General features: G+C 67.6%; 24 protein-coding genes. 6 read left to right on the top strand and 18 right to left on the bottom strand.

Annotated features, from left to right (window positions below; translation table 11 throughout):
* Positions 1 to 66 precede the first annotated feature (66 nt).
* From ABIB25_RS16825 to yczE, 9 genes are all read right to left on the bottom strand, one after another.
* Positions 67 to 585: an adenine phosphoribosyltransferase gene (locus ABIB25_RS16825; protein ID WP_354529633.1), complete on the bottom strand. Its 519-nt coding sequence runs from the start codon at positions 583 to 585 to the stop codon at positions 67 to 69.
* 46 nt (positions 586 to 631) lie between these two features.
* A complete protein-coding gene (gene secF / locus ABIB25_RS16820; RefSeq protein WP_354529632.1) occupies positions 632 to 2197 on the bottom strand; it encodes a protein translocase subunit SecF in 1566 nt (521 codons plus the stop codon).
* Between the two features lies 1 nt (position 2198).
* A complete protein-coding gene (secD, locus tag ABIB25_RS16815; RefSeq protein ID WP_354529631.1) occupies positions 2199 to 4187 on the bottom strand; it encodes a protein translocase subunit SecD in 1989 nt (662 codons plus the stop codon).
* 134 nt (positions 4188 to 4321) lie between these two features.
* Positions 4322 to 4753, bottom strand: a complete 432-nt coding sequence (yajC, locus tag ABIB25_RS16810) for a preprotein translocase subunit YajC (RefSeq protein WP_354529630.1) — start codon at positions 4751 to 4753, stop codon at positions 4322 to 4324.
* Between the two features lie 364 nt (positions 4754 to 5117).
* On the bottom strand, positions 5118 to 6125 hold the full coding sequence (ruvB, locus tag ABIB25_RS16805) for a Holliday junction branch migration DNA helicase RuvB (protein WP_502919834.1): 1008 nt from the start codon (positions 6123 to 6125) through the stop codon (positions 5118 to 5120).
* A 41-nt stretch (positions 6126 to 6166) separates the two neighbouring features.
* Positions 6167 to 6778 carry a Holliday junction branch migration protein RuvA gene (ruvA, locus tag ABIB25_RS16800; RefSeq protein ID WP_354529628.1) on the bottom strand — a complete coding sequence of 204 codons (612 nt, stop codon included), beginning with the start codon at positions 6776 to 6778 and terminating at the stop codon, positions 6167 to 6169.
* Positions 6775 to 7374: a crossover junction endodeoxyribonuclease RuvC gene (ruvC, locus tag ABIB25_RS16795; RefSeq protein WP_354529724.1), complete on the bottom strand. Its 600-nt coding sequence runs from the start codon at positions 7372 to 7374 to the stop codon at positions 6775 to 6777. The genes ruvA and ruvC overlap by 4 nt, the downstream gene beginning before the upstream one ends.
* Before the next feature lie 249 nt (positions 7375 to 7623).
* Positions 7624 to 8382 (bottom strand): YebC/PmpR family DNA-binding transcriptional regulator, encoded by a 759-nt coding sequence (locus tag ABIB25_RS16790; protein ID WP_354529627.1) that lies wholly within the window; start codon positions 8380 to 8382, stop codon positions 7624 to 7626.
* 107 nt (positions 8383 to 8489) lie between these two features.
* Positions 8490 to 9170, bottom strand: coding sequence for a membrane protein YczE (gene yczE, locus ABIB25_RS16785; RefSeq protein ID WP_354529626.1), 681 nt, complete (start codon positions 9168 to 9170; stop codon positions 8490 to 8492).
* A gap of 192 nt (positions 9171 to 9362) precedes the next feature.
* Here yczE and yczR point away from each other — a divergent pair, with 192 nt between their 5' ends.
* Complete coding sequence (gene yczR, locus ABIB25_RS16780) at positions 9363 to 10865, top strand: MocR-like transcription factor YczR (RefSeq protein WP_354529625.1); 1503 nt, start codon at positions 9363 to 9365, stop codon at positions 10863 to 10865.
* Between the two features lie 56 nt (positions 10866 to 10921).
* On the opposite strand, the gene ABIB25_RS16775 is transcribed toward yczR, so the two are convergent.
* From ABIB25_RS16775 to ABIB25_RS16735, 9 genes are all read right to left on the bottom strand, one after another.
* A complete protein-coding gene (locus ABIB25_RS16775; protein ID WP_354529624.1) occupies positions 10922 to 12034 on the bottom strand; it encodes a DUF3048 domain-containing protein in 1113 nt (370 codons plus the stop codon).
* Between the two features lie 153 nt (positions 12035 to 12187).
* Positions 12188 to 13162 carry an NUDIX hydrolase gene (locus tag ABIB25_RS16770; RefSeq protein ID WP_354529623.1) on the bottom strand — a complete coding sequence of 325 codons (975 nt, stop codon included), beginning with the start codon at positions 13160 to 13162 and terminating at the stop codon, positions 12188 to 12190.
* Positions 13163 to 13297: 135 nt separating this feature from the next.
* Positions 13298 to 14425, bottom strand: a complete 1128-nt coding sequence (locus tag ABIB25_RS16765) for a glycosyltransferase family 4 protein (RefSeq protein ID WP_354529622.1) — start codon at positions 14423 to 14425, stop codon at positions 13298 to 13300.
* The gene (locus ABIB25_RS16760; protein WP_354529620.1) at positions 14422 to 15366 is read right to left on the bottom strand and encodes a phosphatidylinositol mannoside acyltransferase; all 945 of its coding nucleotides are present in this window, start codon (positions 15364 to 15366) and stop codon (positions 14422 to 14424) included. Before ABIB25_RS16760 ends, ABIB25_RS16765 begins: the two co-directional genes overlap by 4 nt.
* On the bottom strand, positions 15363 to 16031 hold the full coding sequence (pgsA, locus tag ABIB25_RS16755; protein WP_354529618.1) for a phosphatidylinositol phosphate synthase: 669 nt from the start codon (positions 16029 to 16031) through the stop codon (positions 15363 to 15365). The genes ABIB25_RS16760 and pgsA overlap by 4 nt, the downstream gene beginning before the upstream one ends.
* A gap of 135 nt (positions 16032 to 16166) precedes the next feature.
* The gene (locus ABIB25_RS16750; RefSeq protein ID WP_354529617.1) at positions 16167 to 16721 is read right to left on the bottom strand and encodes an HIT family protein; all 555 of its coding nucleotides are present in this window, start codon (positions 16719 to 16721) and stop codon (positions 16167 to 16169) included.
* The gene (gene thrS, locus ABIB25_RS16745) at positions 16714 to 18810 is read right to left on the bottom strand and encodes a threonine--tRNA ligase (RefSeq protein WP_354529616.1); all 2097 of its coding nucleotides are present in this window, start codon (positions 18808 to 18810) and stop codon (positions 16714 to 16716) included. The genes ABIB25_RS16750 and thrS overlap by 8 nt, the downstream gene beginning before the upstream one ends.
* Before the next feature lie 108 nt (positions 18811 to 18918).
* A complete protein-coding gene (locus tag ABIB25_RS16740) occupies positions 18919 to 19848 on the bottom strand; it encodes an SDR family oxidoreductase (protein WP_354529615.1) in 930 nt (309 codons plus the stop codon).
* 152 nt (positions 19849 to 20000) lie between these two features.
* Complete coding sequence (locus tag ABIB25_RS16735) at positions 20001 to 21830, bottom strand: HNH endonuclease signature motif containing protein (RefSeq protein ID WP_354529614.1); 1830 nt, start codon at positions 21828 to 21830, stop codon at positions 20001 to 20003.
* Positions 21831 to 22162: 332 nt separating this feature from the next.
* Between ABIB25_RS16735 and ABIB25_RS16730 the strand changes: the two genes are divergently transcribed.
* The 5 genes from ABIB25_RS16730 (at position 22163) to ABIB25_RS16710 (ending at position 26369) form a co-directional block, all read left to right on the top strand.
* The gene (locus ABIB25_RS16730; protein ID WP_354529613.1) at positions 22163 to 22426 is read left to right on the top strand and encodes a hypothetical protein; all 264 of its coding nucleotides are present in this window, start codon (positions 22163 to 22165) and stop codon (positions 22424 to 22426) included.
* A 59-nt stretch (positions 22427 to 22485) separates the two neighbouring features.
* Positions 22486 to 23943 (top strand): S41 family peptidase, encoded by a 1458-nt coding sequence (locus ABIB25_RS16725; protein WP_354529612.1) that lies wholly within the window; start codon positions 22486 to 22488, stop codon positions 23941 to 23943.
* Between the two features lie 61 nt (positions 23944 to 24004).
* Positions 24005 to 24649 (top strand): hypothetical protein, encoded by a 645-nt coding sequence (locus ABIB25_RS16720; RefSeq protein WP_354529611.1) that lies wholly within the window; start codon positions 24005 to 24007, stop codon positions 24647 to 24649.
* Between the two features lie 326 nt (positions 24650 to 24975).
* Positions 24976 to 25902, top strand: coding sequence for a DUF929 family protein (locus ABIB25_RS16715; RefSeq protein WP_354529609.1), 927 nt, complete (start codon positions 24976 to 24978; stop codon positions 25900 to 25902).
* Positions 25899 to 26369 (top strand): vitamin K epoxide reductase family protein, encoded by a 471-nt coding sequence (locus ABIB25_RS16710; RefSeq protein ID WP_354529608.1) that lies wholly within the window; start codon positions 25899 to 25901, stop codon positions 26367 to 26369. The genes ABIB25_RS16715 and ABIB25_RS16710 overlap by 4 nt, the downstream gene beginning before the upstream one ends.
* Positions 26370 to 26448: the final 79 nt, after the last annotated feature.

The following is a 26448-nucleotide window of genomic DNA, read 5'->3' as shown; positions in this document are numbered from 1 at the left end:
TTTAACGCCGCCGGGGTGACCGACCATTCCGCAGCGTGGGAACCCCCCCGCCGGTACCCACCGTGCTCAGCACACGCGGAGGGCATGCACCGGAATTCCGGATAGCTGGGATCTACCTTTCAACCCGACCAACTCGATGGCCACCGCCACCCCGACAACAGTCCCGCCGGCAGCCCGCAGCAGCCGGCAGGCGGCGGCGGCGGTTCCTCCGGTGGCGAGCACGTCGTCGACCACGAGGACCCTGGAGCCGAAAACGACGTCATCCGGATTGAGCTCCAGCGCAGCAGTGCCGTACTCGAGCTCGTACTCCTCGCGCAGCAGCACCCCCGGCAGCTTCCCGGGTTTGCGGACCGCGAGCACGCCGGTCCCCAGCGTCATCGCCACCGCGGTGGCCAGCAGAAATCCTCGCGACTCGAGCCCGGCCACCACGTCGACCGGCCCGAAACCGATCGGCAGCTCGGCCCCGATGGCCCGCAGGGCAGCGGCGTCAGCGAGCACCGGAGTCAGGTCGCGGAACAACACGCCCGGTACCGGAAAATCCTGCTGGACGCGGGTCAGCCGATCGATCGCCTCTCCCGCGCTCACCGAACCAACACCGGTCGCGGCCTGGCGACCGGACGTGCCCGGTCGATCAGCGACCACGCTTGCCCGTGGGCCGAGTTGCCTTGCCCGATGGACGGGCAACCTTGCCGGTGCTCTTGGCGGAACCCGGGCTACGACTGCTCACCGATCCGCCGACGGCCGCGTCGATCGCCGTATCGGTCGCGGCGTCGACAGCCGGAGCGCCTACAGCCGGGGCAGTATCGACGAGGGACGCCGAAGCATCCGATGCCTCTCCGTGCGCGGGCCGCTCGGCTCGCGCAGAGGCCGCGGAGTTTGACGAGGTCGACGCAGCCGCACCGGACGGACCTGCGGGCTTGGCGCCAAGCCGCTTGGAGGCGATCTTCGGCGCCACCGGTGAAACCAGGGGCTTCGCTACCACCGGACGACCGGCCCGCTGCGGCTTGACGCCAGGCTTGGGCGGAGCTCCGGCCTTCATCCCCGGCACCACGGGCGGAGCAACAACGGTGGAACGCCGAACGTGCTCCGTACCAGTGGACGTCTTGTGTCCCACCGGATCTCCGTCGGCGTCGACGATGGTGCCGTCGGCCCGGCGTTTGGCGAGCACCCGTGCGGTGTGGGCTTTGATCACCGGCTCCCGGATCTTCAGGTCGACCGCGACCGGGACCGCGACGAAGATCGAGGAGTAGGCGCCGACCAGCATGCCGACCAGCAGCACGAGCGCCAGATCCTTGAGCGTGCCGCCGCCGAGCACGGCCACACCCGCGACGAGCAGACCGGCCACGGGCAGCAGCGCGATCAGCGAGGTGTTGAGCGATCGCATGATGGTCTGGTTCAAGGCCAGGTTCGCCGACTCCGCATAGTTGCGGCGCAGCAGCGAGGTGAGGCCCTTGGCGTTCTCCTGCACCTTGTCGTAGACGACGACGGTGTCGTAGAGCGAGAACCCGAGGATGGTCAACAGGCCGATGACGGTGGCAGGAGTCACCTCGAAGCCGGCAAGAGCATAGATCCCTGCTGTCACCAGGACGTCGTGCACGGTGGACAGCACTGCGGCCGCTGCGGCACGCTTCTCGTACCTGACCCAGATGAACACCCCGACCAGGATGAGGAAGATGATGACGGCCAGGATTGCCCGGTCTGAGATCTGGGCGCCCCAGGTTGACGAGACATCGGACGCGGACACTCCACCCACTGGGGTGAACGTCGTGTTGAGGGCGTCCTTGCCGGCGATGACCTGCTGGCCGGTCAGCGCCTTGAGGGTGGCCTGGACGGTGTTGCCGCCCAGAGTCTGGACCTTCTCGACCAGGTCGGATCCGATGGCCTTGTCGAGCACCTCGGTCACCCGCTCGGTGTTCGCGCCCGCCACGTTGGAACTGGGGATGAAGGTGAACTTGGTACCGCCGGCGAAGTCGGTGCCCAGATGGAAGCCCCGGATGATGATGACCAGGATCGAGGCGACCACCAGGAAGCCGGAGAACATGTAGTAGTAGCGGCGCTTGCCCAGGATGTCGAACGCACCGGTCCCGGTGGTCAGCCGGGAGATGAAACTGCCGGTGTGGATCGCCTTGTTCAGCCTGACTATCTCGTCGTGGCTGACTTCTTCACCGGGCTTGGTGGCGGTGGCCTCGGGTGCCATCTCAGGCCTCTTTCGCGGTCAGTCGCGCAGTGGCGGCTCGTTGACGGGCACCGGCGGCAGCCACGGCGCCCAGCCCGGAGTACCGGGCCGAGTTGAAGATCTTGCTACCGGACGCCAGCGCGACAAGGGGATGCGTCACCAGGTAGACGACCACCAGGTCGAGCACCGTGGACAGACCCAACGTGAAGGCGAAACCCTTCACGTCGCCGACTGCGACCAGGTACAGGACGATGGCGGACAGGAACGACACGGCGTCGGCCGACAGGATGGTGCGCTTCGCCCGCTCCCAACCACGCGGGACCGCCGATCGGAAGGTGCGGCCCTCCCGGACCTCGTCCTTCAATCGTTCGAAGTAGATGACGAACGAGTCGGCCGTGATACCGATGGCCACGATCAGACCGGCGACCCCGGCCAGGTCGAGACTGAGATCGATCCAGCGTCCGAGCAGCACCATGATCGCGTAGACCAGACCACCCGACAGGACCAGCGAGCCGATGGTGATCAGGCCCAGGAGCCGGTAGTAGGCGATGCAGTAGACGATCACCAGGAGCAACCCGATGCCTCCGGCGATCAGACCCGCCTGCAGGTACTGGAATCCGAGTTCGGCGCTGATGCTGGTCGAGGTGCCCTGCACGAAGTTCAAGGGAAGGGCGCCGAAGTTCAGCGAGTTGGCCAGGCTGGTGGCGCTGGCCTGGGTGAAGGTGCCGGTGATCAGGGTGGTCACCGTGTTGATCGGGCCGCTGATGGACGGATCGGAAATCACCACGCCGTCCAGGGTGAACGCGGTCTGCTTGCCGACGTTGTTGGCCGTATAGGTCGACCAGGTCTTGAAGCCGGCGGAATCGAAGGTCACGTTGATGACCCAGCCGCTGCTGCCGGTCTGGTCCAGCCCCGCCGTGGCACCCGAGATCTGGTCCCCCGGGATCAGTGTCGGTCCGAGCAGGAAGACCGCAGCTTTCAGATTCGTATCCGAGTCGGAGCCGCAGGCCAGCAGGGGGCGCGACAGATCGTCCTGGCCCTCCTTCTTCTTGATGTCCGCGCAGCTGACGGTGCTGTTGGTGACAGCCGTCTGCGCAGCGGTCAGCCAGGCCGTCCACCCGGTCGCGTCCTTGGCGAGGGGCTGGTTCGGGTTCGCCGGGTCACTACCGGCGATCGGCCAGGCCGACTTGGGCGGCACTGCTGCGGAGGATGCCGCAGCGCCAGAGGACACGGCACCCGACGACACGGCACCCGACGAAACCGCGCCCGATGCGGCAGCGCCGGAGGACGCCGGTGCCGACGACGCAGCAGCGCCCGCCGACTTCGGGGTCGAGGGAGCAGTCGTGGGAGTGGCCAAAGCGGTCGCGGCCTTGGTCGCAGCAGGCTTGGTCGCAGCAGGCTTGGTCGCAGCAGGCTTGGTCGCAGCAGGCTTGGTCGCAGCACCCGTCGTGGCAGCGGCGCCAGCACGGAGACCCTGGGCCGAGGTGGCCGGGGCGGACTGACCCGCGACCGTCTCACCGGCCTTGGAGGTCGCAGCCCCCGATAGGGCCGGGACCGAAGAGGCTGCCCCCGACGTCGCTGCTCCGCTGGCCTTTGCACCCGTGGTGGTGGCCGTAGCCGCCGACACGAGCGCGTAGTCGTAGCCCTGCGCCACATGGGGGCGGATGTTCAGCCGCGCTGATGCCGTCAGTCCTGGCAGATCGTTGTTGCCGGGAACGGTGACGACAAGCTGGTTGGACCCGTCGATCTGCACCTGGGCGCCGGCCACACCGGAGCCGTTGACCCGCCTGACCATGATCTGTTGCGCCTGCTGCATGGAGGAGGACGACGGAGCCTTCCCGTCCAACGTCTCTGCCGTCAGGGTGATCTGGGTGCCACCCTGGAGGTCGATGCCGAGCTTCGGAGCGTTGGAGCCCTTCGTGAAGAACACCAGGGCGTACAGAACGGCCGTCACGATCACAAAAGCGGTGATCAACCGCCATGGTCGGAACTGACCAGCAGGGCTTGCCACGTCGCGCCAATCTCCTCAATGCGTTAGTTCGCGACCAGCGGCCATCCAGCCGGGAGTCGTTCGTCAGACCGGCGCCCCACTGTCGATGCAATCCCGACTGTCGGACCCGGCACCGCTCGGTGCGGTCGGGAAGCCTAGCCGACGTCGTTGGTCCGCTTCTCCAACGACGCGTTGGTGCGCTTCTCCAAGGAGGGGTGATCGTCGTGGATCGGTTCGACGTCCTGGCCGGACAGCTGGTTCAGGTCGGCCTCGTCGAGCTCGCTGTACTCGGTTTCGGCGAAATCGGCATCTTCAAGGTCCTCGGGGGCGGCGACGACGATCTCACGCACGGCGGCTCGCACCCAGGTGGTGTAGATACCGGGTGCGATCTCCAGCTCGATGGTGTCGTCGGCGATCGCCGTGACGGTCGCATGCATGCCCGAGGTGGTCATCACCCTGGTGCCCGGGACCATGGAGGCCTGCAATTCGGCGGCCTTGGCGGCCATCTTCTTCTTGTTGCGGGAGCCGAAAACCATCATCACGCCGATTGCGCCGAACATCAGGATCAAGAGCGCGAAGTTCTGCATGCTTCTCCTTGCAAGAGATTGCCTTGACGACGACCGAGGGGCCGCTGTCTTCTGGAACTGCTGAAGAGCTGTGAGTCACGAACTGCGGGCCGACCCGGCCCGTTGTCGATCTGAGGGTGGTTCCCCCGCCCGCGCCTGGATCGCGAGGTACACGAGGGCCGGCGTACGGCGAGCGTGCACACCCAACGATCGGCGTCCGGACGAAGTTCCGCCGGGCGACGCCCAGCAACAATTCGACCACACGCAGCCGACAGCCACATCCGGACTATTGCCAGGGTAGCCGATGCAGATCACGTCAGCGTGCAGCCGCGACCGACCTTCACAGCGGGAATCGCTCATCGTCATGCGGCCTGACCTGCCCGGATCAACCTTCGTCGTCGAACAGCACACCCGTGAAGGCAGTCGCGCCGGTGGGTTTGAGGCCCAGGTGCGACCAGGCGAGCGGCGTGGCGACGCGGCCCCGAGGCGTGCGGGCCAGCATTCCGAGGCGGACCAGGAACGGCTCGCACACCTCCTCCACGGTGGTCGGCTCCTCGCCGACGGCCACTGCGAGCGTGGTGAGGCCGACCGGTCCCCCGCCGAACGACCGGCACAGGGCCGTCAGGACAGCACGGTCAAGGCGGTCGAGTCCGAGCTCGTCGACGTCGTAGACCTTCAACGCGGCGCGGGCCACGTGCAGATTGGCTACCCCACCGGCCCTGACCTGCGCGAAGTCCCGAACCCGACGCAGCAGACGGTTGGCGATCCGGGGGGTGCCCCTCGATCGCTTGGCGATCTCGGCACCGGCGTCGGCAGGCAGGTCGATGCCCAGGATGCCGGCACTCCGGGTGATCACCCGCAGCAGTTCGGCCGGTGAGTAGAACTCCATGTGCGCCGTGAAACCGAAACGATCCCGGAGGGGCGAGGTCAGCTGACCCGACCTCGTGGTGGCGCCGACCAGGGTGAAGGGCGCGATGTCCAACGGGATGGACGTGGCTCCGGGGCCTTTGCCGACCATCACGTCGACCCGGAAATCCTCCATCGCGAGGTACAGCATCTCTTCGGCGGGTCTGGCGATCCGGTGGATCTCGTCGATGAAGAGGACGTCGCCATCGACGAGGTTGGAGAGCATCGCAGCCAGGTCGCCGGCCCGTTCGAGCGCTGGGCCGGAGGTGAGCCGGATGGCAGCGCCCAACTCGGCAGCGATGATCATCGCGAGCGAGGTCTTGCCGAGACCGGGCGGGCCCGCCAGCAGGATGTGATCGGGCACGGCGGCGCGGAGCTTGGCCGCGGACAGCACGAGTTCCAGCTGTTCGCGCACCCGGACCTGACCGACGAACTCCCCCAACGTCCGCGGGCGGAGCGAGGCCTCGACCTCGGCGTCACCGGGCAGCCGGCCCGGATCGAGCTGCCCCTCACCCTCCTCCGGAACCGTCACCGATGCCGCCCGAGCAGCCCGAGGGCACGACGGAGCAGCAGCCCGACATCGCCGTCGACCACGGCGGGATCCTCGGTATCGGAGGCCAGGACGGCCATCGTGTCGTCGGCCTGTTTCGTACTGAAACCCAGTCCTACCAACGCTTCCGACAGCTTGGGCCGCCAGGCCGCGGCCGGCCCGGGGCCGCTGGTAGTGGCGCTGCCGGCCACGACGCCGACCTTGTCGCGCAACTCCAGGACCAGCCGTTCGGCGCCCTTGCGACCGATCCCGGGCGCACGCATCAGGGTCGGGTAGTCGCTGGAGCCCAGGGCACGGCGCAACTCCTCCGGTTCGAGCACGGCGATGAGTGCGAGCGCGATCTTCGGGCCAACGCCGGAGACCGACTGGACCAGCTCGAAGAGTTCCTTCGCGGCATCGGAGGCGAACCCGAAGAGAGTCAGCGAATCCTCTCTGACGACCAGCGTCGTCGCCAGTCGGGCCTGCTCGCCGCGGCGCAGGCCGGCGAGGGTGGACGGCGTCGCCCGGATCGCCAGTCCGACGCCGCCCACCTCGATGACGGCATGGTCGAGGGTGATGGCGGTGACGGTGCCGCGGACGGAGGCGATCATCGGCCCATCATTCCGGTCCGGCCCGACAGTCCGGTCCGACCCGATGGTCCAGTCCGCCCCGACAGTCCGGCGGGCCGCGCTGCGAGTGCGGGGCCGGCGAGTGCGGCTGCCAGCCTGGCCTGCATCGGCGACCGCCAGAGGTGGCAGATGGCAAGGGCAAGGGCGTCGGCCGCGTCAGCCGGTTTGGGGGCGGCGTCCAGTCGGAGCAGGCGGGTGACCATCGCCGTGACCTGTGCCTTGTCGGCATTCCCGTTGCCGGAGACCGCCGCCTTCACCTCGCTGGGCGTGTGCCAGGCGACCGGGATGCCGCGCCGCGCCGCGGCCAGAGCCACCACCCCGGCAGCCTGCGCGGTCCCCATCACCGTCCGGACGTTGGACTGGCTGAAGACACGCTCGATCGCGACGGTGTCCGGTCGATGGAGGTCCATCATCGCCTCGATCCGCACGGCGACCGCGAGTAGACGGTGGGCGATGTCGTCCTCGGCGGGGGTCCTGACCACCAGCACCTCGACCAGGGTCGGCTTCTTGCCGGGCCCGCCGTCGACGACCCCGACTCCGCACCGGGTCAGCCCTGGGTCGACACCGAGCACTCGCACAGACACCACCCTCACCGTCGGGCGCACCCGCCCGAACACTTGTCCGAGGGACGTTACCCGGCCCGCCCGGCCGGATCGCCCGCGCCACGCCCGCGCTCATCAACATCGAATGCGCTGACGAAGGTGCCGACAATTTGCCTGGTGGGACGCGAGTCAACCCGTTCATGAGCGCCGGCGAAGTTGACAAGCGCGACGAACCCGCCGCAGCCGACGTGCTTGAGGGGCTGCGAGCGCCTCGTCCTGCGGCGCCTAGTCCTCGTCGAGTTCGGCAAGTACCTCGTCGGGGATCTCGGCGTTGGTGTAGACGTTCTGCACGTCGTCCAGGTCCTCGATGGCGTCGATCAGCTTCATCACCTTGCGGGCGCCCTCGGCGTCGAGCGGGACGTTGAGGGACGGGATGAACGTCGGGTCGGCCGAGTCGTACTCCATGCCGGCGTCCTGGACCGCGGTCCGGACGGCAATCAGGTCGGTGGCCTCGGAGATGACGTCGAAGACGTCACCGGAGTCGAGCACCTCCTCGGCGCCGGCATCGAGGACGGCCAGCAGCAGGTCGTCCTCGGTCAGGTCCCTGGCCTTCGGCACGACGACAAGTCCCTTGCGGGAGAACAGGTATGCCACCGATCCAGGGTCGGCCATGTTACCGCCGTTACGGGTCACGGCCACCCGGACCTCGCTGGCCGCACGGTTCTTGTTGTCCGTGAGGCACTCGATCATCATGGCGACACCGTTCGGGCCGTATCCCTCGTAGGTGATCGCCAGGTACTCGGCGCCACCGGCCTCGGCGCCGGACCCGCGCTTCACCGCTCGGTTGATGTTGTCGATCGGGACGGAGGTCTTCTTCGCCTTCTGGATCGCATCGAACAGCGTCGGATTGCCGTCGACGTCACCGCCGCCCATCCGGGCCGCGACCTCGATGTTCTTGATCAGCTTGGCGAACGCCTTGCTCCGCTTGGCGTCCTTGGCCGCCTTCTGGTGCTTGGTGGTAGCCCATTTGGAGTGGCCGCTCATGTGCGAAGTACCCCTTGCGCATCTGTGCGGGTGATCAGCATCGATCACCGGCGAGTTGGTCATGGAGCCGGCCGGTGAGTCAGTCACCACGGCCGAACCCGGAAATCCTACGTCTCCGACGGCTCGGGCCGGGTCCGCCGAGACCTGCGCACCCTCCGGACGAGGTCCATCGGCACCGTACCGATCGTCAGTCTGGGGAGCACGAGTTGCAGCAGCGGTCCGATCGCCACTGCGTACACGGCGGTTCCGAAACCGATCTGACCGCCCAGCAGAGCCCCGGCGCCGAGCACCGAGAGCTCCAGACAGGTCCGGACCAGCCGCACCGAGCCCACCCCCCTTGCGACGAGCCCGGTCATCAGACCGTCGCGCGGACCGGGTCCGAGCCCGGCGCCGATGTACAGGCCGCCGGCGACGGCGTTGCCGAGCACCGCCAGCACCAGCAGGCCGATGCGCACGCTCAGGTTGTCCATCGGCGGCACGATCGACAGGGTCGCATCGGTGGTCCAACCAATGATCGCGGCGTTCAGCAGTGTGCCAACGCCGGGCCGCTGCCGGAGCGGGATCCAGAGCAGCAGGACGAGAACCGACACGATGGTGATGACCGTGCCGTAGGAGATGTCGACCCATCGGGCGAGCACGTGGGTCAGTCCGGAATGGAAGACATCCCACGGGTCAAGACCGAGGACGGCCCTGACCATCAGCCCCATGGTCAACCCGTACAGCAGTAGTCCGACGATCAACTGGCTGAACCGACGCCCGCGACGGTCGGCCGGGATCGGGATGAGCAAAGACGGCAATCGGCGGCCCGGTCGACGGACAGGCGGTGAGTTCTCGGCGCTGAAGCCCTCAGCACTCGGGTCCGGAGGGCAGGAAATCGGAGCGCCGGAGTCCGGCGGGCTGGAGTGTTCTGGTGGTGTCACTGGGCAAGCCTTTCCGATAGTGGCCTGGACTTCTATAGCCAATTGGCGGAAAGTGGCCCTATGACCCCCGAGTCCACTGCCAGGATCTCCGCAGCCACTCTGGCCAGGCGGCTCGGACCGGAACCGGTGGATGCCGCCGGCCCGGCCTATCGATTGCTGGCCCACCGGATTCGCAGCGCTGTGCTGGACGGCCGTCTTGCCGTCACCTCGGGACTGCCGAGCGAGCGCGACCTGGCCAGCGGACTGCAACTCTCGCGCACCACCGTGGCCGCCGCCTACACGTTGCTCCGGGACGAGGGCTGGCTCGATTCCCGACGTGGTTCCGGCAGTCGGCTCCGGCTTCCCGAGACCGGCGGCCCGCCCCGGACGACCGGCGACATCGGTCCGGCGGGGCTGTTCGGCTATCCGGGATCGACCGGCGACGAGATCGACCTCAGCGTCGCCTCGCTCCCCGCGCCGGAGGGGACGCTGGAACGGATCGCCGCGGCGGCGGTGGCCGACCTCCCCGCCTATGCCGCGGGCGGCGGCTACGCCCCCTTCGGACTTCCGGTCCTGCGGCAGGCCATTGCCGACCACTACAGCGCGGCCGGTCTGGCCACGACAGCGGAGCAGATCCTCGTCACGAACGGCGGACAGCACGCCTTCACCCTTGCGCTGCAGGAGCTCTCGGTCCCCGGGGATCGGGTGATGATCGAATGCCCGACCTATCCCGTCGCGCTCGACGCGATCCGGGCGGCGCGACGGATCCCGGGCCCGATCGGCCTGCCGGGACCAGGGCAACTCGAGGACACCAGCGCGCCGTGGGATGCCGACCTGATCGCGGCGACCATGCGGCAGACTGCGCCCCGCCTGGCTTACCTGATCCCCGATTTCCAGAATCCGACCGGCGCGCTGATGGACGGTCCCACCCGAGCCCGGATCGTCGAGGCCGCGCAGGCGAGCAACACCATCCTGCTGATCGACGAGTCCTTCCGCGACGTGCCGTTCCCCGGGCATGGAGCCCTCCCTCCCCGGATGGGCTCGTTCGACGACGGCCACCGCGTCTTGACCCTCGGGTCCCTGTCGAAGTCGGTGTGGGGCGGTCTCCGGATCGGCTGGCTCCGGGGCGCGCCGGCCGTCATCAATCGGCTGGCCGCCACCAGAGCACTCGGCGACATGTCCGGGCCGGTCCTGGAACAGCTGATGGCCGCCCACTTCCTGGCCGACCCCACCGCCGCACTCGACCAGCAGAGCAGACGGCTCGCCGACGGGGCCGCCGTGCTGACGGCCGAGTTGGCCGCGGCTCGACCCGAGTGGAAGGTCAGTCATCCGCGGGGCGGCGCCAGTCTGTGGGTCGCGCTGCCGGGGCCGTTCGCCACCGAACTGGCCCGATCGGCTCACGCGGTCGGCGTCCGCATCGCACCCGGCCCACGGTTTGGGCCCGACGGAACGATGGAGTCCTACCTAAGGCTCCCGTTCACCCAACCGGCCGACAAGTTGGTCAGCGGCATCCGCCGGTTGTCGGCGGTCGCCGACCGGGCGGCCGCGGCCCGCCTATCGGACGTGCCCGGCTGGCTCACCTGACGGGCAACTCGAACCTGATCCGACCCGCGCTGACCTGACGGGCGATTCGAGACGGATCAGCCGGCGCTGACCTGAGCGGTCTGCGGAGCCAACATGATCCACGTCTTGCCCGGCTTGAACGGGAGCGGATTGTTCTTGGAGTCACGGAAGGCAAACGCTGCGGTCTCCGATGCCCGAGCCCACTTCCCGGTGACCGCGCGGCCGTCCCGGTAGAGGGTGACCGTCCCGGAACCGACCGTCTGGGTCAGATACGAAGGCGCGCCGTTCGTATCGACCGTGCCGTCCGGCGTGTCCTTGACGTTCATCACCAGGACGTTGTCGGCAGTCTCGAGCCGGCCCTGGTAGTCGGAAACCTGCTCACCGTTCCGCATCCGCACGAACCGACCGCCGGTATAGCTGAAGTCGGTCTCACCCTGCTCCATCACCACCTGGATCGACGAGACTGCTTTGCCCGCAGAGACTTCCGCCGACTTCGGGACGAAGGTGAATCCGATCGACCTGACCGGGCCGAGGCCCTGCGCTTGGGCTGCGACCTTCGTCAGGTCAGCGTGCAGGTTGTAGGTGCCACTCGCCACGTCGGAACGGAAGTACGCCGAACCGAGCCCGGAGGTGTCGACGATGGCCGTCTTGGCCAGAGCGGCGAGCGGGCCTCCGGCACCACCGGAGAACACCAGACCCGGCCTGCCGAAAGCGGGCAGCAGCTGGGCGTCCGTCGAACGGACACTGCGCACCGGACCGACCTCGGTCGGCAGCGTGCTGTGGAAAACGGCGATGATTCTGGTCAGGCCGCCTTCGACCTGTTCGACGAAAACGACGTCGGCGTCGGCCACCCCGAACTGGGGAATGGCGAAGTAGGTGTTGTCGATCTTGGTGGCGATGACAGGATTCGGACTCGGAGTGCCGCCCGTCAGCGGATCGACACCGGGACCGGGCTTGACGACGGGTTTGAGCTTCGCCGTGGTCTTCGGGACGGTAGTCGGCTTCCTTGGGGTGGTTCCCGCGGTGGCCGGCGCCGAACTCACGGCCGCCGACGACGCGGGCGAACTGGATGCCGGGCTGCTGACCACCGGCGTGGTCGACGCGGTCGACGTCGCCTGACTACCCGACGAACAGGCCGTCAGCAGGAGCATCGAGACGGCAACTACAGCAAGGATTCGGTGCGAACGCATGACACACCGTAGGCGGACACGCCGTGAGTCCGGCGTCAGACCCGCCGCGCCGCCCACAACTTCGAGCCACTTCGAGCAGAATCACCACCCGATGGGCCGGCCGCCTCCGCTCTGCATCCCACGCCTCCCTGCCAGGTCGACAAGGTATGTCGGTCAGCTGATCTCGACCATCCGGCCGGCGACACCCTCGTGACCCAACGCACGGTGGACCTCACCCAGCCGTGCAGCCAACTCGAGCGGATAGAAGGTGTCGGTGGAGGACGTCAGATCCGCCGCGGAGAACCAGCGGTAGCCGGTGATGCTGTGCCGCTCGACATCGGTGAAACCGGCAATGTCGACCTCGAAACCCGGTGGGGCACAGGCTGTGAAGTAGAACTCTGTCTGGTCGTAGAGCACCCCGGTGAAGACGAACTGCGCGGACCGGCGCCAGATCGGCCCGACGAGGTCGTCGGCGGCCAGCACCAGCCCGGTCTCTTCCAACAGCTCACGGACGGCCGCAGTACGGAGGTCCTCACCCGGCTCGACGCCGCCACCGGTGGGAAACCAGGTGGGAATGCCCTGCGGGTCGGTGAAGGAGAAGAGCAGCACTCGTTGCCGTTCGTCGACGAGCACCACCCGCGCGGCGGTCCGTTCCGACGCGCTCGCCGAGACCTGGTCGGTGATCTCGAAGTAATCGGGCAGTGCCGCCCGCCCGGCCAGTCTGAACAACCGGGTGAACCACACGGCCCGCAGCGCCCTGGTGTCCCGGACGGCGTCGTTGTAGAAGCTCCTGGCCAGCGCCACCCGCTCCCCCGCATCGAGCAGTTCGGCGGCCAGCTCCGCCTTGACCGGGGGTTGGGTGGACAGCGCCCTGGACAGGTCGTTCTCCGCATCTGCCCTGGTTGCCCGCCCGGCGCGGTCGGCCTGACGGGTGAGCTGTCGGAGCCGGTCGGCGTCCGGTCCGGAGAATGCACCGGCCGCGGCGGCCGCCCTGGTGGCGACGATGCGGCGCGACAACGCACCTTCCAGCGCGGCCCACGCCGCCTCCGTCCGGACGTGCAACCGGTCGAGACGATTGGCCGTCAGCCACAGTCGCAGCGCGGCCAGCAGCAGGACGACCAGGAGGACGACGACGACAATGGTGGTCACTGCTGTGGCGGTCCTTCCTGATGTGGCGGGTCTGGGCGGGTGCGGTGTTGGCGGGTGCGGTGTTGGCGTGTGCAGTGTTGGCGTGCGCGGGACCGGAGCCGGGAGCGTCGGGACAATGCAATATCGCAGAGCATGTCAGTCCGCCGCGACCACCGAACGCGGATCGGCAGCGATCACCGTTTCGTAGACCCTGACGACCTTGGCCGCGACCAACGGCCAGTCGTAGGCGGCCACCGCAAGGCGGGCCGCGGCCACCATCGACACGCGGCGGGCAGGATCGTCCAACAACCCGCCGATGGCGGCCGCGAGCGCCGGGGCATCCTCGACGGGCGTCAGTACTCCGGCGGTTCCGGCTTCGAGCACCCGCGAGAAGGCGTCGAGGTCGCTGGCCACCACCGGGCACCCGGCACTCATCGCCTCGGTGAGGATCATCCCGAAGCTCTCGCCACCTGTATTCGGTGCGCAGTAGAGATCGACCGAATGGAGCAGGGAAGCCTTGTCCGGCGTCGAGATCAACCCGAGGATGCGCAGATGGTCGGCCAGCTCCCCCGCCTCTTCCAGCAGTTCCTTCTCGTCCCCGCTACCGGCCACCAGCAGCTGGAGGTCCGGCCGATCGACGACCAGGAGTCTCAGGGCTTCCAGCAGGGTGGCCATGCCTTTGCGCGGTTCGTCGAACCGTCCGATGAAGCCGATGGTGCCGCCCCTGCGTGGATAACCCGGGAGTGGTGGAGCGGCGGCGTAGGACGCGACGTCGACACCGTTCGGGATGACGACGGCGTCGCCACCCAGGTGCTCGACCTGGACCTGACGAGCCAACTCGCTGACGGCGATCCGTCCGGTGATCTTCTCGAGGAACGGCTGGAGCATGCCCTGGAAGGTCGTCAGCATCCGGGAGCGGGGATTGGCGGTGTGGAAGGTGGCCACGATCGGTCCGTCCGCAACCATCAGGGCGAGCATCGACAGGCTCGGCGCCACCGGTTCGTGCAGGTGCAGCACGTCGAAATTACCGGCCCGCATCCACCTCCTGACCCTGGTGTACGACACCGGTCCGAACGAGAGCCTGGCGACCGATCCGTTGTAGGGAATACCGACACTGCGCCCGGCCGGCACCACGAAGTCCGGGAAGTCGCCGTCGTCGTCGCCCGGTGCGAGTACCGACACCTCGTGGCCGAGGTCGATCAGGGTGTGGGCGAGATCGGCCACATGACCCTGGACGCCACCGGGGATGTCGAACGAGTAGGGACAGACCAGCCCGACCCTCACCGATCCACCCCCGGCAGGGCCGCGTGTCCAGCCGGCAGATCGGCCAACCACAGGGGCGACAACATGTGCCAGTCCTGCGGATGGCGGGAGATGCCACGCTCGAACTCGGTCGCGATCGCCTGGGTACCGAGCTTGACCCGCTCGGCCAACCTCGTCCCGGGCAGCTCGATCGGCGGCGTGATCGTGTGCTTCCAACCCCACTCGGAGCCATTGCGGGTGAAACTCAGATCGACGACGCAGAGGTCGGCTCCGGTCAAGGCTGCCAGCATGGCCGGCCCGGCGGGCATCCTGGTCGGCTCCCCGAAGAACGTCACCGGCACACCGCTCGCGGTCAGGTCCCGATCGCCGAGCAGACACACGACGCCGCCTGCCCGCAACCGCTCCTTGAGCAGCGTCGAGGTCGGGGTCGCGCCACCCGTCAAAGGGAGGATTTCCATGCCCAACGACTGCCGGAACTCCAGGAACTTGCGGTACAGGCTCTCCGGTTTCAGTCGTTCGGCGACACTCGTCAGCGATCCGTACTCGTGGGCCAGCATCAGTCCGGCGACGTCCCAGTTGCCGCAGTGCGGCAGAGCCAGCACCATCCCGCGGCCGGCGGCGACCGCGGCCCCGATGTGTTCCATGCCGGTGGTCTCGGAGAGCGACCGGGCGGCGACCTCATCGTGGTCCATCGAGGGGAGGCGGAACGTCTCGAGCCAGAACCGCGCAGCGGACCGCAACCCCGCGGCGGTCACCTCGTGCAGCCGACGGGGTGTGGCCCGGTCGCCGAGCACCCTCGACAGGTTTCTCGCGTAGCGCACGACGGCAGGACCCCGACGGGCCATCGCGCGGTCGGCGGCCAGATCCGCGATGCGGTAGGCGAGCCCTTCCGGTACTTTCCCGGCCGCAGCCCATCCGGCCCGGTATCCCAACGAGATCAGGGCATCGGAAGTCTTGCTCACCGCTGGCGGCCGCTGGCCGGCCCGAGCCCGGCGGCTCCCTGGTCAGCAGCGCCGGCCCGTCCGACGTCCTTGGCTGCGGTCCGCACCTGGTAGAGGCGCTGCACGACGGTGACGAGGCAGGCGGCGGCCAGGAGCCAGAGGCAGATCGGCAGCGCGAGCGTCAGGCCCAGCCCGGCCAGACCTGCACCGACCAGACCCAGCACGTTGCGCTCGGCACGTTCGGCGATCGCACCGCCAACGTGCAGGTCGACCGAGTCGGCCCTGGCCTTGACGTAGGAGATCACCTGGCCCGCCACCAGGATGATCAGGCAGGCGACGCCGAGCCGTGCGTCGTGCTTGGTCACGAACGAGTAGAAGGCCAGCGAGCCGAAGAGTGCGCCGTCGGCGATGCGGTCGCAAGAGGCATCCAGCACCAGACCGAAGCTCGTCCCGTACCCGCGCGCCCTGGCCATGGCGCCGTCGAACAGGTCGAAGAACACGAAGATCGTGACGGCGACCGTTCCCCAGAACAGGTGCCCGGCCGGGAAGAGCGCGATGGAGGCGGCGACCGCGCCGACGGTGCCGATCACCGTGACCAGGTCGGGGCTCAACCCCATCCGCAGCAGACCTCGACCGATCGGATCGGTGACCTTGGATACCGAGCCTCGCGCAATGGCGTTGAGCATGTCGGTAACCCCTTGCAAGATCGGATCAGCGGTGGTGCCGGGAGCGGAAGTTCTTGAAGAATAGTCGGCGCGTCAGCACCTTCGGCGCAGCCGGGAAATCGGTGTCGTCGGTTCGATGGCCCGCCGGCCGGCGGGTCACCAGGCGTCGGCGAGCAGAGCGCGCGTTTCCCCGAGCAGCTGGGGTAGGACCTTGGTCGCCCCGATGACGGGCATGAAGTTCGCGTCTCCGCCCCACCGCGGAACCACATGCTGGTGCAGGTGGGCAGCTATTCCGGCACCGGCGGAGTCACCGGCGTTGATGCCGATGTTGAACCCGTGCGGGCCGGAAACCTTGCGCAGCACCGTCATCGCGTGGCTGGTGAAATCCCCCAGCTCGGTGCGCTCCGTGGTTTCGAGTTCGGTGTAGTCGGCCACGTGACGGTAGGGCACCAGCATCAGGTGACCGGGGTTGTAGGGGAACAGATTGAGGACGGCATAGACCGCCGCACCCCGCGCCACCACCAGACCTTCCGCGTCCTCGAGGGTCGGAATGCGGCAGAACGGGCATCCGTTACCACCGTCGACAGTCTCCCGATCGCCGGCTGTGACGTACGCCATGCGGTGCGGCGTCCACAGCCGAGCCCACCGGTCCGGAATGCCGACCCCGTCCTGGCGTTCCAGCTCGACGCCCGCGCCCGCCGACTCAGCCACCGAGAACCTGCGGGTCTCCCCCACCGACTTCCGCAAGGATCCCGGCGAAGTTCTCGCTGTCGGGGGAGAGATTGATCCGGCGTGCGATCCAACTCTGGATGGCGGAGACAGCGTGGGCGACCGGCACACCATTGATCTGGGACCCGTCGCGGAACCGGAAGGACACCGCGGCGTTCTCGGCGTCGTTCGCCCCGGCCAGGAGCATGAACGGCACCTTGCCGGTGGTGTGGTTGCGGATCTTCTTCTGCATCCGGTCGTCCGAATGGTCGACCTGGAACCTGACGCCCAGGGCCTTGGCCGACAGCGCAACCGCCTCGAGGTGCTCCCCGAATGCCTCCGCGACCGGGATTCCCACCACCTGCACCGGCGACAACCAGGCCGGGAACGCACCCGCATAGTTCTCGGTGAGCACACCGAAGAACCGCTCGATGGAACCGAAGAGTGCACGATGGATCATCACCGGCCGCTGCCGGGTGCCGTCGGCTGCGGAGTACTCGAGCTCGAAGCGTTCCGGCAGGTTGAAGTCGAGCTGGATGGTCGACATCTGCCAGGTCCGGCCGATCGCGTCCCGGGCCTGCACCGAGATCTTCGGACCGTAGAACGCCGCGCCCTCGGGGTCCGGGACGAGTTCAAGCCCGGAGGCGGTGGCCACCTCGGCCAAAGTGGCGGTGGCCTCCTCCCAGGTGGCGTCGTCGCCGACGGACTTCTCCGGGTTGCGGGTGGACAGCTCCAGGTAGAAGTCGTCAAGGCCGTAGTCCTTGAGCAGGTTCAGCACGAACTGCAGCAGGCTGGCCAGTTCGTCGCGCATCTGCTCGCGGGTGCAGTAGATGTGCGCATCGTCCTGGGTGAACCCGCGGGCCCTGGTCAGCCCGTGGATCACACCGGACGGCTCGTTCCGGTAGACGGTGCCGAACTCGAAGAGCCGCAACGGGAGTTCGCGGTAGGAACGGCCCCGCGCGTCGAAGATCAAATTGTGCATCGGGCAGTTCATCGGCTTCAGGTAGTAGTCCTGGCCAGGCTTGCGCACTGTCCCGTCGTCGTTGTATTCGGCGTCCAGGTGCATGGCCGGGAACATGCCCTCCCGGTACCAGTCGAGGTGGCCCGAGGTCTCGTACAGCTGACCCTTGGTGATGTGCGGGGTGTTGACGAACTCGTAACCCGCCTGGATGTGCCGCAGCCGCGAGTACTGCTCCATCTCGTTCCGGATGATGCCGCCCTTGGGATGGAACACCGCAAGGCCGGAACCGAGCTGGTCGGGGAAGCTGAAGAGATCCAGCTCGTTGCCCAGCTTGCGGTGGTCGCGACGTTCGGCCTCGGCTTGCGCCAAGAGGTAGGCGTCCATGGCCTCCTGATCCTCCCAGGCTGTGCCATAGATGCGTTGCATGCCGGCGTTCTTCTGGTCCCCACGCCAATAGGCGGCCGACGACTTGGTCAGCTTGAAGGCCGGGATGTGCTTGGTGGTCGGCAGGTGCGGCCCGCGGCACAGGTCGCCCCAGATCCGTTCACCGGTGTGCGCGTGGAGGTTGTCGTAGGCGGTCAGCTCACCGGCACCGAGTTCCATGATCTCGGTGGTGTCGACGCTGTTGTCCGACTTGAGGTCGACGAGTTCCAGCTTGAAAGGCTCGTTCGCGAGTTCGGCGCGCGCCTCTCCTGCCGAGGGGTAGACGCGGCGTGAGAACCGTTGCCCGGCCTTGACGATCTGCTTCATCCGCTTCTCGAGCGCAACCAGATCTTCGGGGGTGAATGGCTTCTCGACATTGAAGTCGTAGTAGAAGCCGTCTCGGATCGGCGGACCGATTCCGAGCTTCGCCTCCGGGAACTGCTGCTGGACGGCCTGCGCGAGCACGTGGGCGGCCGAATGCCGGATGACGGAGCGCCCATCCTCGGTGTTCGCGGCGATCGGTTCGACCTCGGCATCAGCAGACGGGGTCCAGGCCAGATCGCGCAGTTGCCCGGACTCGTCCCGCACGACGATGACGGCGTTCGACCCGTTCCGTGGAAGCCCCGCCTCCCCCACCGCGTGTGAGGCAGTCGTGCCGGCCGGGATCCTCACGCGCGCAGCTGCGGGGGAATGAACGGCGACGGACACGAGGGAACTCCTTGTTCAGTGGGACGCCCATGCGTCCCCGGTTCGGTCCCGGTGGGTCCCGGGGCCTGTTGTTCGATGCTAGCCGTGCTCACCAACGGAGATTTCCGGTCAGTTGCCCGCCCCGAGCAACTCCCGCAGCGAGGTCGGAGCACGGCCGGTGAGCAACCGCACGTCGTCGCTGATGCCGGCCATCTCGCCGACGGCGATCGATGTGTACGTGCTGACCCAGGCGTCGACCTGCCAGGGCGGCGCTCCGTAGGACTGACGCGACGCGTAGGCCTCCCCCACGGTCTCCTCGATGTAGCGCACGGTTCGGCCCTCCGCAGTCCCGACGATGTCCGCCACTTCAGCGAGCGACAGGGCCTCCGGGCCGGTCAACGCGTAGGTGCGGCCGAGATGATCCGTTGGGTCCAGCAGGATGCTCGCCGCGGCGGTCGCGATGTCCCGCTGAGCGACCGCAGCGACCCGGCCGTCTCCAGCGGGTCCACGGATGGCGCCGTCCTCACCGACAAGACCCGGTAGGAAGTCGAGGTAGAGGTTGTCGCGAAGGATGACGTGGTTGATCCCGGTCGACCGGAGGTGCTCCTCGGTGGCCCAGTGGTCCCGGCCGAGGGTGAACGTGGACTCTGCGGCAGCTGCGTAGAACGACAGGTAGACGAGGTTCTGCACCCCGGCTGATACCGCAGCGTCGATGAAGGTGCAGTGCTGCCGGACCCTGTCCTGCGCCTCCGCGGCCGACACCATGAACAACGTGCGGACCCCCTTCAGTGCCGCGAGAGCGGTTGCCGAATCGGAGTAGTCGGTCACCGCGATCTCGGAGTTCGCGATGTTCGGCGCCCGAACTCGGTCGCGGACCAGCAACCGTTGATGCGTGCCGGTAGCAGCCAGCAGATCGGCGACCATCCGCCCCACTATGCCGGTCGAACCGGTGATGCCCAGCAGTGGCGCGTCCGCCTCGGCCTGAGGGGGCTCTGGTTGTTCTGTGGGCTCGGGGTGCTCTGGGTGCTCTGGGTGCTCGGGGTGCTCTGGTCCGGTCATCCGGAATATCCGTTCATCAGGTGACTCTTGGCGCCGGTCGGGCCGGCCTGTCCGCTGAAATCTTCCCACCGGACACTCCCGGGGCCAATCCGTTGGAGCACCATCGGTTCCAACAATCAAAGCGACGGCAGCTCGGACCAGAACATCGGCCGCTACACCCCCATGGGTCGGTGCATGTTGTTGCGCTGGGGTTTTTGCTCCGAGTCCATCCATTTCGGTGGAATCAGCTCCGGTATTCCGTCGTCGCCCATCTGCACGACCCATTCGCCTTTGTGGATTTCGGTGTGATGGCACGGGCAGAACAGAACACCGCCTTTGTAGCTGGTGTTGCCGCCGTCTCGGTGCCACCAATCAACGTGGTGGCAGTCGCACCAGCCGGGTGGTCTGTCACATCCGGGCCAGATGCATCCGCCGTCCCGCAGGGTGATGGCGCGGCGTATGGCGAGTGGGAAGGTGCGGCGTTCCCGCCCGATGTCCAGCACTTCACTTTTGCTGTCCAGGATGGCCGGGATGATCTGCGCGTCGCACAGGAATTTTCGGGCTTGGGCGGCGGTGATCGCCCCGCCGGAGTCGTACCCGGCGGAGGTCAGCGCGCCTTTCACGACGTCCCAGTTCATCACCATCGTGATGTGGGGCCGTTCGCCGCCCTGGGTCGGTCCCAGGCCCGCGTCCAGGAACCCGCGGAGCGCCACGATGAGGGCGTGGGCGCGGCGGTTCGCCGGCGACCTCGGGTCCCGCACCTTCGTCCCGCAGTGGGTCCGGGCGCCGGGTTTGCCACCGGCACCGGCACCGGCACCGGTCCCGGCACCGGTCCCGGTTCCGGTTCCGGCGGGGTGGGCGTTGCTGGCACCGGAAGCCTCGGCACCCGAACCTCCGTCGGTACCCGAACCTCCGTCGGTGTCGGGTTCGGTGTCGGTGTCGGTGTTCGGGACGATCGGGTCCGCGTCGCTGTCGGCGTTGCCGCTGTCGCGCGTGAATCCGTCGGCATGATGGTGGTCGTCCTCGACGTCGGCATGATCGTGGTCGTCCTCGATGTCGGCATCGTCCTCGTCGTCGACGCGGGCGGAAGGATCTGTCGCAGCGCAGTTCTCACGGTCCGTGCTGGCGGTGCTGTCGGTGCTGTCGGTGCTGTCGGTGCTGTCGGTGCTGTCGGTGCTGTCGGTGCCGCCGGTGCTGGCGGTGCTGGCGGTGCTGTAGGTGCTGTCGGTCTCGCTGCCGCTGCTGGTGCCGGTGCTGCCGCTGCCGGTGGTGGGGGTGGTGGTGCTGGGGTGGGGTGCGGACAGTCCGTCGATGGCCTTTTTGACCACTTCGACGCTGTAGTCGTCCAGTTGCCCTTTGATCGGGGTCAACCCGGTGCGCAGGTTGCGGCGTCCGAAGCTGAATTCCATCTTGGCGGCGGCGGTTTCCTCGTCCAGGTCCCCGTCGGGGTCGGCTTTGTCCAGGACGCTGCGGCAGACCTTCTCGAAGGGGTTGGGGTCCAGCCGGGTGGCGTGGTCGACGAGGAAGTCCTCCCAGAATTCCAGGTCCTCCACCGGCAGCAGGGTGGGGAGTTTGGTCATGGTGGCGGTGATCAGTTTGATGTGTTCGCCAGTGAGGGTGCCGGCGGCCATCGCGGCCGCCAGGGCGGGCATTGCCGGTGGTAGGACGGCGCCGGTGTCGGTCTCGCGGGGGAGGACCTGCCGGGCGGCGTTGACCCGGCCGTAGGCTTCGGCGGGGGAGATGTTGAACTTTTGCCGCAGCAGCGCCGCGGTGCAGGTGCACCCGTATTTGGTGGCGATGTTCTCGCCGTCCAGTTCGCCGGCGAGGTGGACGTTGGCGGTGTACACCCGGTTGGCCAGTTGCTGCAGTTGCTTGCCGAGGGTGAGCATGTCGGCGTGTTGGATTCGCCACCACTGCGTTTCCCGCAGTTGCCCGACGACCCGCAGCGCGAGGTGCAGCAGGTCCTGGGTCTGCTGGGTGTCGGGGAATGCGGTGTCCTTCATGAACAAGACGTTATATCGGGGCACCGACAGTTCCCCTTTTCGCGGGAATACGGCGGTGGCCGTCGATGTTTCAGCGACGCAAATGCTGGCCGATTGCGCTGATCATCTGTGACGGCGCGTACGAAGTCGTCTATTTCTGTCTCACCATTCCCAAAATCGGCAAGTTGATGAGCGCCTGCGAAGTTGATCAGCGCCTGCGAGGTTGATCAGCGAGGATGCGCGGGAAGTTGATCAGCGCGGCAGCGGGCGAAGTTGATCAGCGCGGCAGCGGTCGAAGTTGATCAGCGCAGCAATGGCTGGTACTCCTCGCGGACGAGCATTTCCCCTCCGTCATGCCTGCCTCCGACCTGACACATCAGTCAGCCCAAGGTCGAGCAACCACAGATCAGCTGTCGATCGTCTGGACGTCGATGTGGCCCTCCCGGCCGGACGCGTTGATCCACTTCGACCTGCCCGCCGACAGCCGCGGCGGGACGGATCTTCGAAGGACGCTGCTCCTGGACGAACCGCTGCCGGATGCTTCCAAGCTGGGCCACCTCCGCAAGCGCATCAACGAGCTGATCAACGGCCGGCTCAGGCTCAGCTTCGGTCAGTAGGCAACAGTCGAAGTGCGCTGTGAGCACGAGGTCACCGAGACCGGGGCTACGGTCGGCGCATGCTTCCAGGGCTGCGGTCGGATGTCCCGATGACCATGGTGGTGCCGACCGAACTCGAAGACATGATGCCGCTGCTCACGGCCGAGAAGGCCGAGTTCGAGGCGGCCATCGGTGTGTCCGTGACCGTCACAGCCAAGGATCCGGGCCACGGCCCGCGCTGGCGGATGTCGATGGCACCGACCGCCGAGCCGACACTCGAGTGGGATCCGCAGACGCAACAACTCCGCTCGACGGCCGCCGGACCGGATGGTCTGCTGGCCACGATGAGCCTGCTCCACACCGTCGTCAGGAGCGGGGGCCGAGAAGCCGCCGACAGACCTGCCCGGGACAGATCAGGCGTGATCGAGCGGGTAACGGCCGAGATCACCGGCAGCTTTCCCGCACTCGAGCAGCGAGGGTTCGCGTGGAAGTCGATCTGTGCGGAATACGCCCCGCCGGTGCGCCACGCCGTCGATCCGCTCGCGACACTGCAGGCCTGGACCGCGCAGCTTCGCGACGTCCACACCTGGGTGCACAGCACCACGGCGATGTTCCACCCGCCGTATGCAGTGAGCATCGATGGTTCGGCAGCGACGTTGGTCCGGATCCCAGCCGGAAGCGCCGCCCACGAGGCCGGCGCACGCGCAGGATGGACGCTCGTCGACGAGCGCCCAGCAGAGTGGTCAGCAAGATCAGGTGCTCCGGCGCACGCCGCAGCGCTCGTGGCCGGCAGACGGCTGCTGGCGACGCCTTTTCCAAACCCACGCGTCTTCATCGCACAGTCGCCCGGCGGAGGGCACGTGACGTGGACAGAACGCCCCGCACCGGCGACCACTACCGGGCCGCTCACCAGCACCGGGCCGGCGACCGTCAGCTGGCGACGACTCAGCCGTGCGTCCGGATACCTGCGCATTTCCTCGTGGACCGATCCGATCAACACGAGCCGACGAATTGATGCTGCGCTGGAATCGTTGACGGACTGTGAACTCCTCGTGGTCGATCTCCGCGGAAACGCCGGCGGAAACCTGGCCCTGGCCACTTCGACCAGAGACAGATTCCTTCGCGCCGAGACCGCGCTCGGCACCATCCGGTACTCGACGGGGACTGGGCAGCTGGGCGAGCGACAGACGCTGCACGGCAGGCCGCCCTCCGACGATTCGAGAGGAAACCATTGGCGCGGTGAGGTTGTCGTACTGACCGACGGGTTGACCTGCTCCGCGAGCGAGGACTTCCTGCTGGGTCTGCAGGGCCTCCCGCACGTTCTGGTCGCAGGGGAACCCTCGTGCGGCGGGTCCGGCCGACCGCGGTCGATGGCGCTCACCCACGACACCCGACTCACCATCAGCTGTGCCCTGACCTACGACCGGGAGGGCCGCTGCGTCGAAGGGAACGGGCTTCCAGTCGACATTCCGTACCCGGCTTTCAATGGCGATGGCCCACTGGATCAGGACGCCCTGGTCACCTGGGTACAGCGCTGAGGTCGGAGGCACCCGATAGGACGGTTGCCCGGTGAGCGACGGAACTGGTTCACTCCCTGACGTGAGCACGAGCGCCGAATCGGTCGGCAGGCCGGCGGACCGGACGACCGGCACGGTCGACACCACCACTGGCACGCCCGGAACACCGAGCGCCAAGCCCGAAGCATCGGCCGGCGCTCCCGGTGCACAGAACGCGACAGGCAGCCGCCGCCCGACAGGTCTGACGGCGGACGTTGCCGCGTCTGCGCTGCGCGAACGCATCTACGGGTCCATCTCGTGCTTGTCGACCCTGCTGGTCATCACCGGCAACCAGGAGCTCGATCACCCGTGGGAGAAGTTGGTGGACGTCCTGGTGGCGACCGGTGGCCTGTGGGCTGCAAGCGTGCTCGCCGAGTTCGTCGCACACATCGGTGCGCACCAGTCCATGCCCGGGATCAAATCGGTTCGGCACATGTTCTGGGTCTCGGGTCAGATCATGGCCGCATCGGCCCTGCCGCTGCTCTTCCTGGTTCTGTCCGGACTCGGACTCCTGACGGTGCACACCGCGGTCTGGCTGGGCGTCTGGGTGCTGGTTGCGGAGATGGGCGTCTTCGCCTTCCTCGCGGTCCGGAGCGCCTCGCTGCGGTGGTGGGCCACAACCTTGCTGGTCGTCGCGATCATGCTGCTCGGTGTCCTGGTCGTCTTCCTCAAGACGCTGGCCCACTGACGCCTCGAGAGGCCGATCACACGGCCCGGAAGCCGCCCGGTCGAGAGGCCCGGGTGTGGGCTGGGCCAAGTGGGGTACTGGCTTCATGGGGAACGTGGATTGACTGCTCGGACCCCAGGTGCCGGGGCCGCCGTTCGTTCAACAGCGCAGCGGCGGCGGTTCTCGTCACTGACGTTTCCCACCGCTCCCCGACGCGGCTCGCAGCCCTTTCGTGCACGCTGGTGTCTATCGAGGCAGCACGTCTCCCTACCGGGACCCTACGGCCGCTGGCCATAGGATCTGCGTTCGAGGAACCCCAACAGCGGCGGGAACGAAGGTGCGGTCAGGTGAGCAGCAGCAGTCCGCGGAAACCGGCGGGGAAATCGAGGTCTTCGGCGACAGCAGCCGCACGTGAACAGGCTCGACTTCGCCGCGAGGAGCAGCAGAAGAAGGACCGGCGGAGGCGCATGTTGATCTCGATCGGCGCGCCGGTCCTGATCGTGATCCTGATCGTCGTCGGGTTCGTCGTGGTCAAGGCCAATCAGAAGCCGGTCGCGGCAACAGGTTCACCGTCCACCGCGTTGGATGCGGCAGCGGCGAAGTCTCTCGGCAGCATTCCCGCTGCCACTTTCGACACGGTGGGCGCCGGCAGCGGCGTCTCGGCGCCGACGGCCGTCACCGGCGCGGCACTCACCGCCGATGGCAAGCCGCGCGTGGTCTACATCGGGGCCGAGTACTGCCCGTTCTGCGCCGCCCAACGATGGGCCGTGGTGGCCGCGCTCTCCCGCTTCGGGACTTTCACCGGGCTGGGCGCCACGACGTCCTCCTCCATCGATAGCTATCCGAGTACAGCGACCGTGTCGTTCCACGGCGCCACCTACACCAGCTCGCTGCTGTCGTTCACCGGCGTCGAGGAGACGACGAACATCCCGGTCGACGCGAGTGACATCAGCAAGGGCTACACGCCCCTGGAGACTCCCACCGCCGCGGATCAGGCGTTGGTCACGACCTACGACAGCCAGACCGGCAGCATTCCGTTCGTCGACTTCGGCAACAAGTACGTGACCATCGGGGCGTCCTACCTGCCCACGGCCCTCAAAGGTCTCACCCAGACCCAGATCATCGCCGACCTCCAGAATCCCGGCTCGGACGTGGCCAAGGGCGCGCTCGGGGCAGCCAACATGATGACGGCCGTGCTCTGCAAGATGACCGGCAACCAGCCCGCCGCCGCCTGCAGTTCGACGGCTGTGACGTCGCAGAAACTCCCGGCATGACGGACACCAGGCCGGTCACCCGGTCGGCCCCGGCCCTGGCCTCCTTCGCCCTCTGCCTCGTCGGTCTGCTGATCTCGGCCTACCTGACGTACGAGCACTTCACCGACTCTGCCACCCTCGCCTGCTCCGACAACGGCGCGATCAACTGCCTCAAGGTCACGACCAGTCAGTGGTCGGAGATCGCCGGTGTCCCGGTGGCGGTCGCCGGTCTCGCCTTCTTCCTGGCCATGACCCTGCTCTGCGCCCCCACGCGCTTCACCCGGGAGGTGGGCGTCCTGCGTCTCGTCGGTGTGGTGGTCGGCACCGTCATGGTGCTCTGGCTGGTCTACGTCGAGATCTTCAAGGTCGACGCCATCTGCCTGTGGTGCACAGGGGTTCACGTGGTCACCCTGCTGCTACTGGGGACCGTCCTGTGGTGGCGGGAATCCGACCGAACCCCGGTTGAATCCGACCGAAACCCGGCCTGAATCCGCCAGACCGGAGTCCTGACCGACGGGCCGGCAGATGCGGCCGGCATCAGGAGGGCTATCGTCGTCGAGGTACTCC

The organism is Nakamurella sp. UYEF19, from assembly GCF_040546275.1.
Lineage (GTDB): Bacteria > Actinomycetota > Actinomycetes > Mycobacteriales > Nakamurellaceae > Nakamurella.
This window is presented reverse-complemented; position numbering and strand designations above follow the sequence as displayed.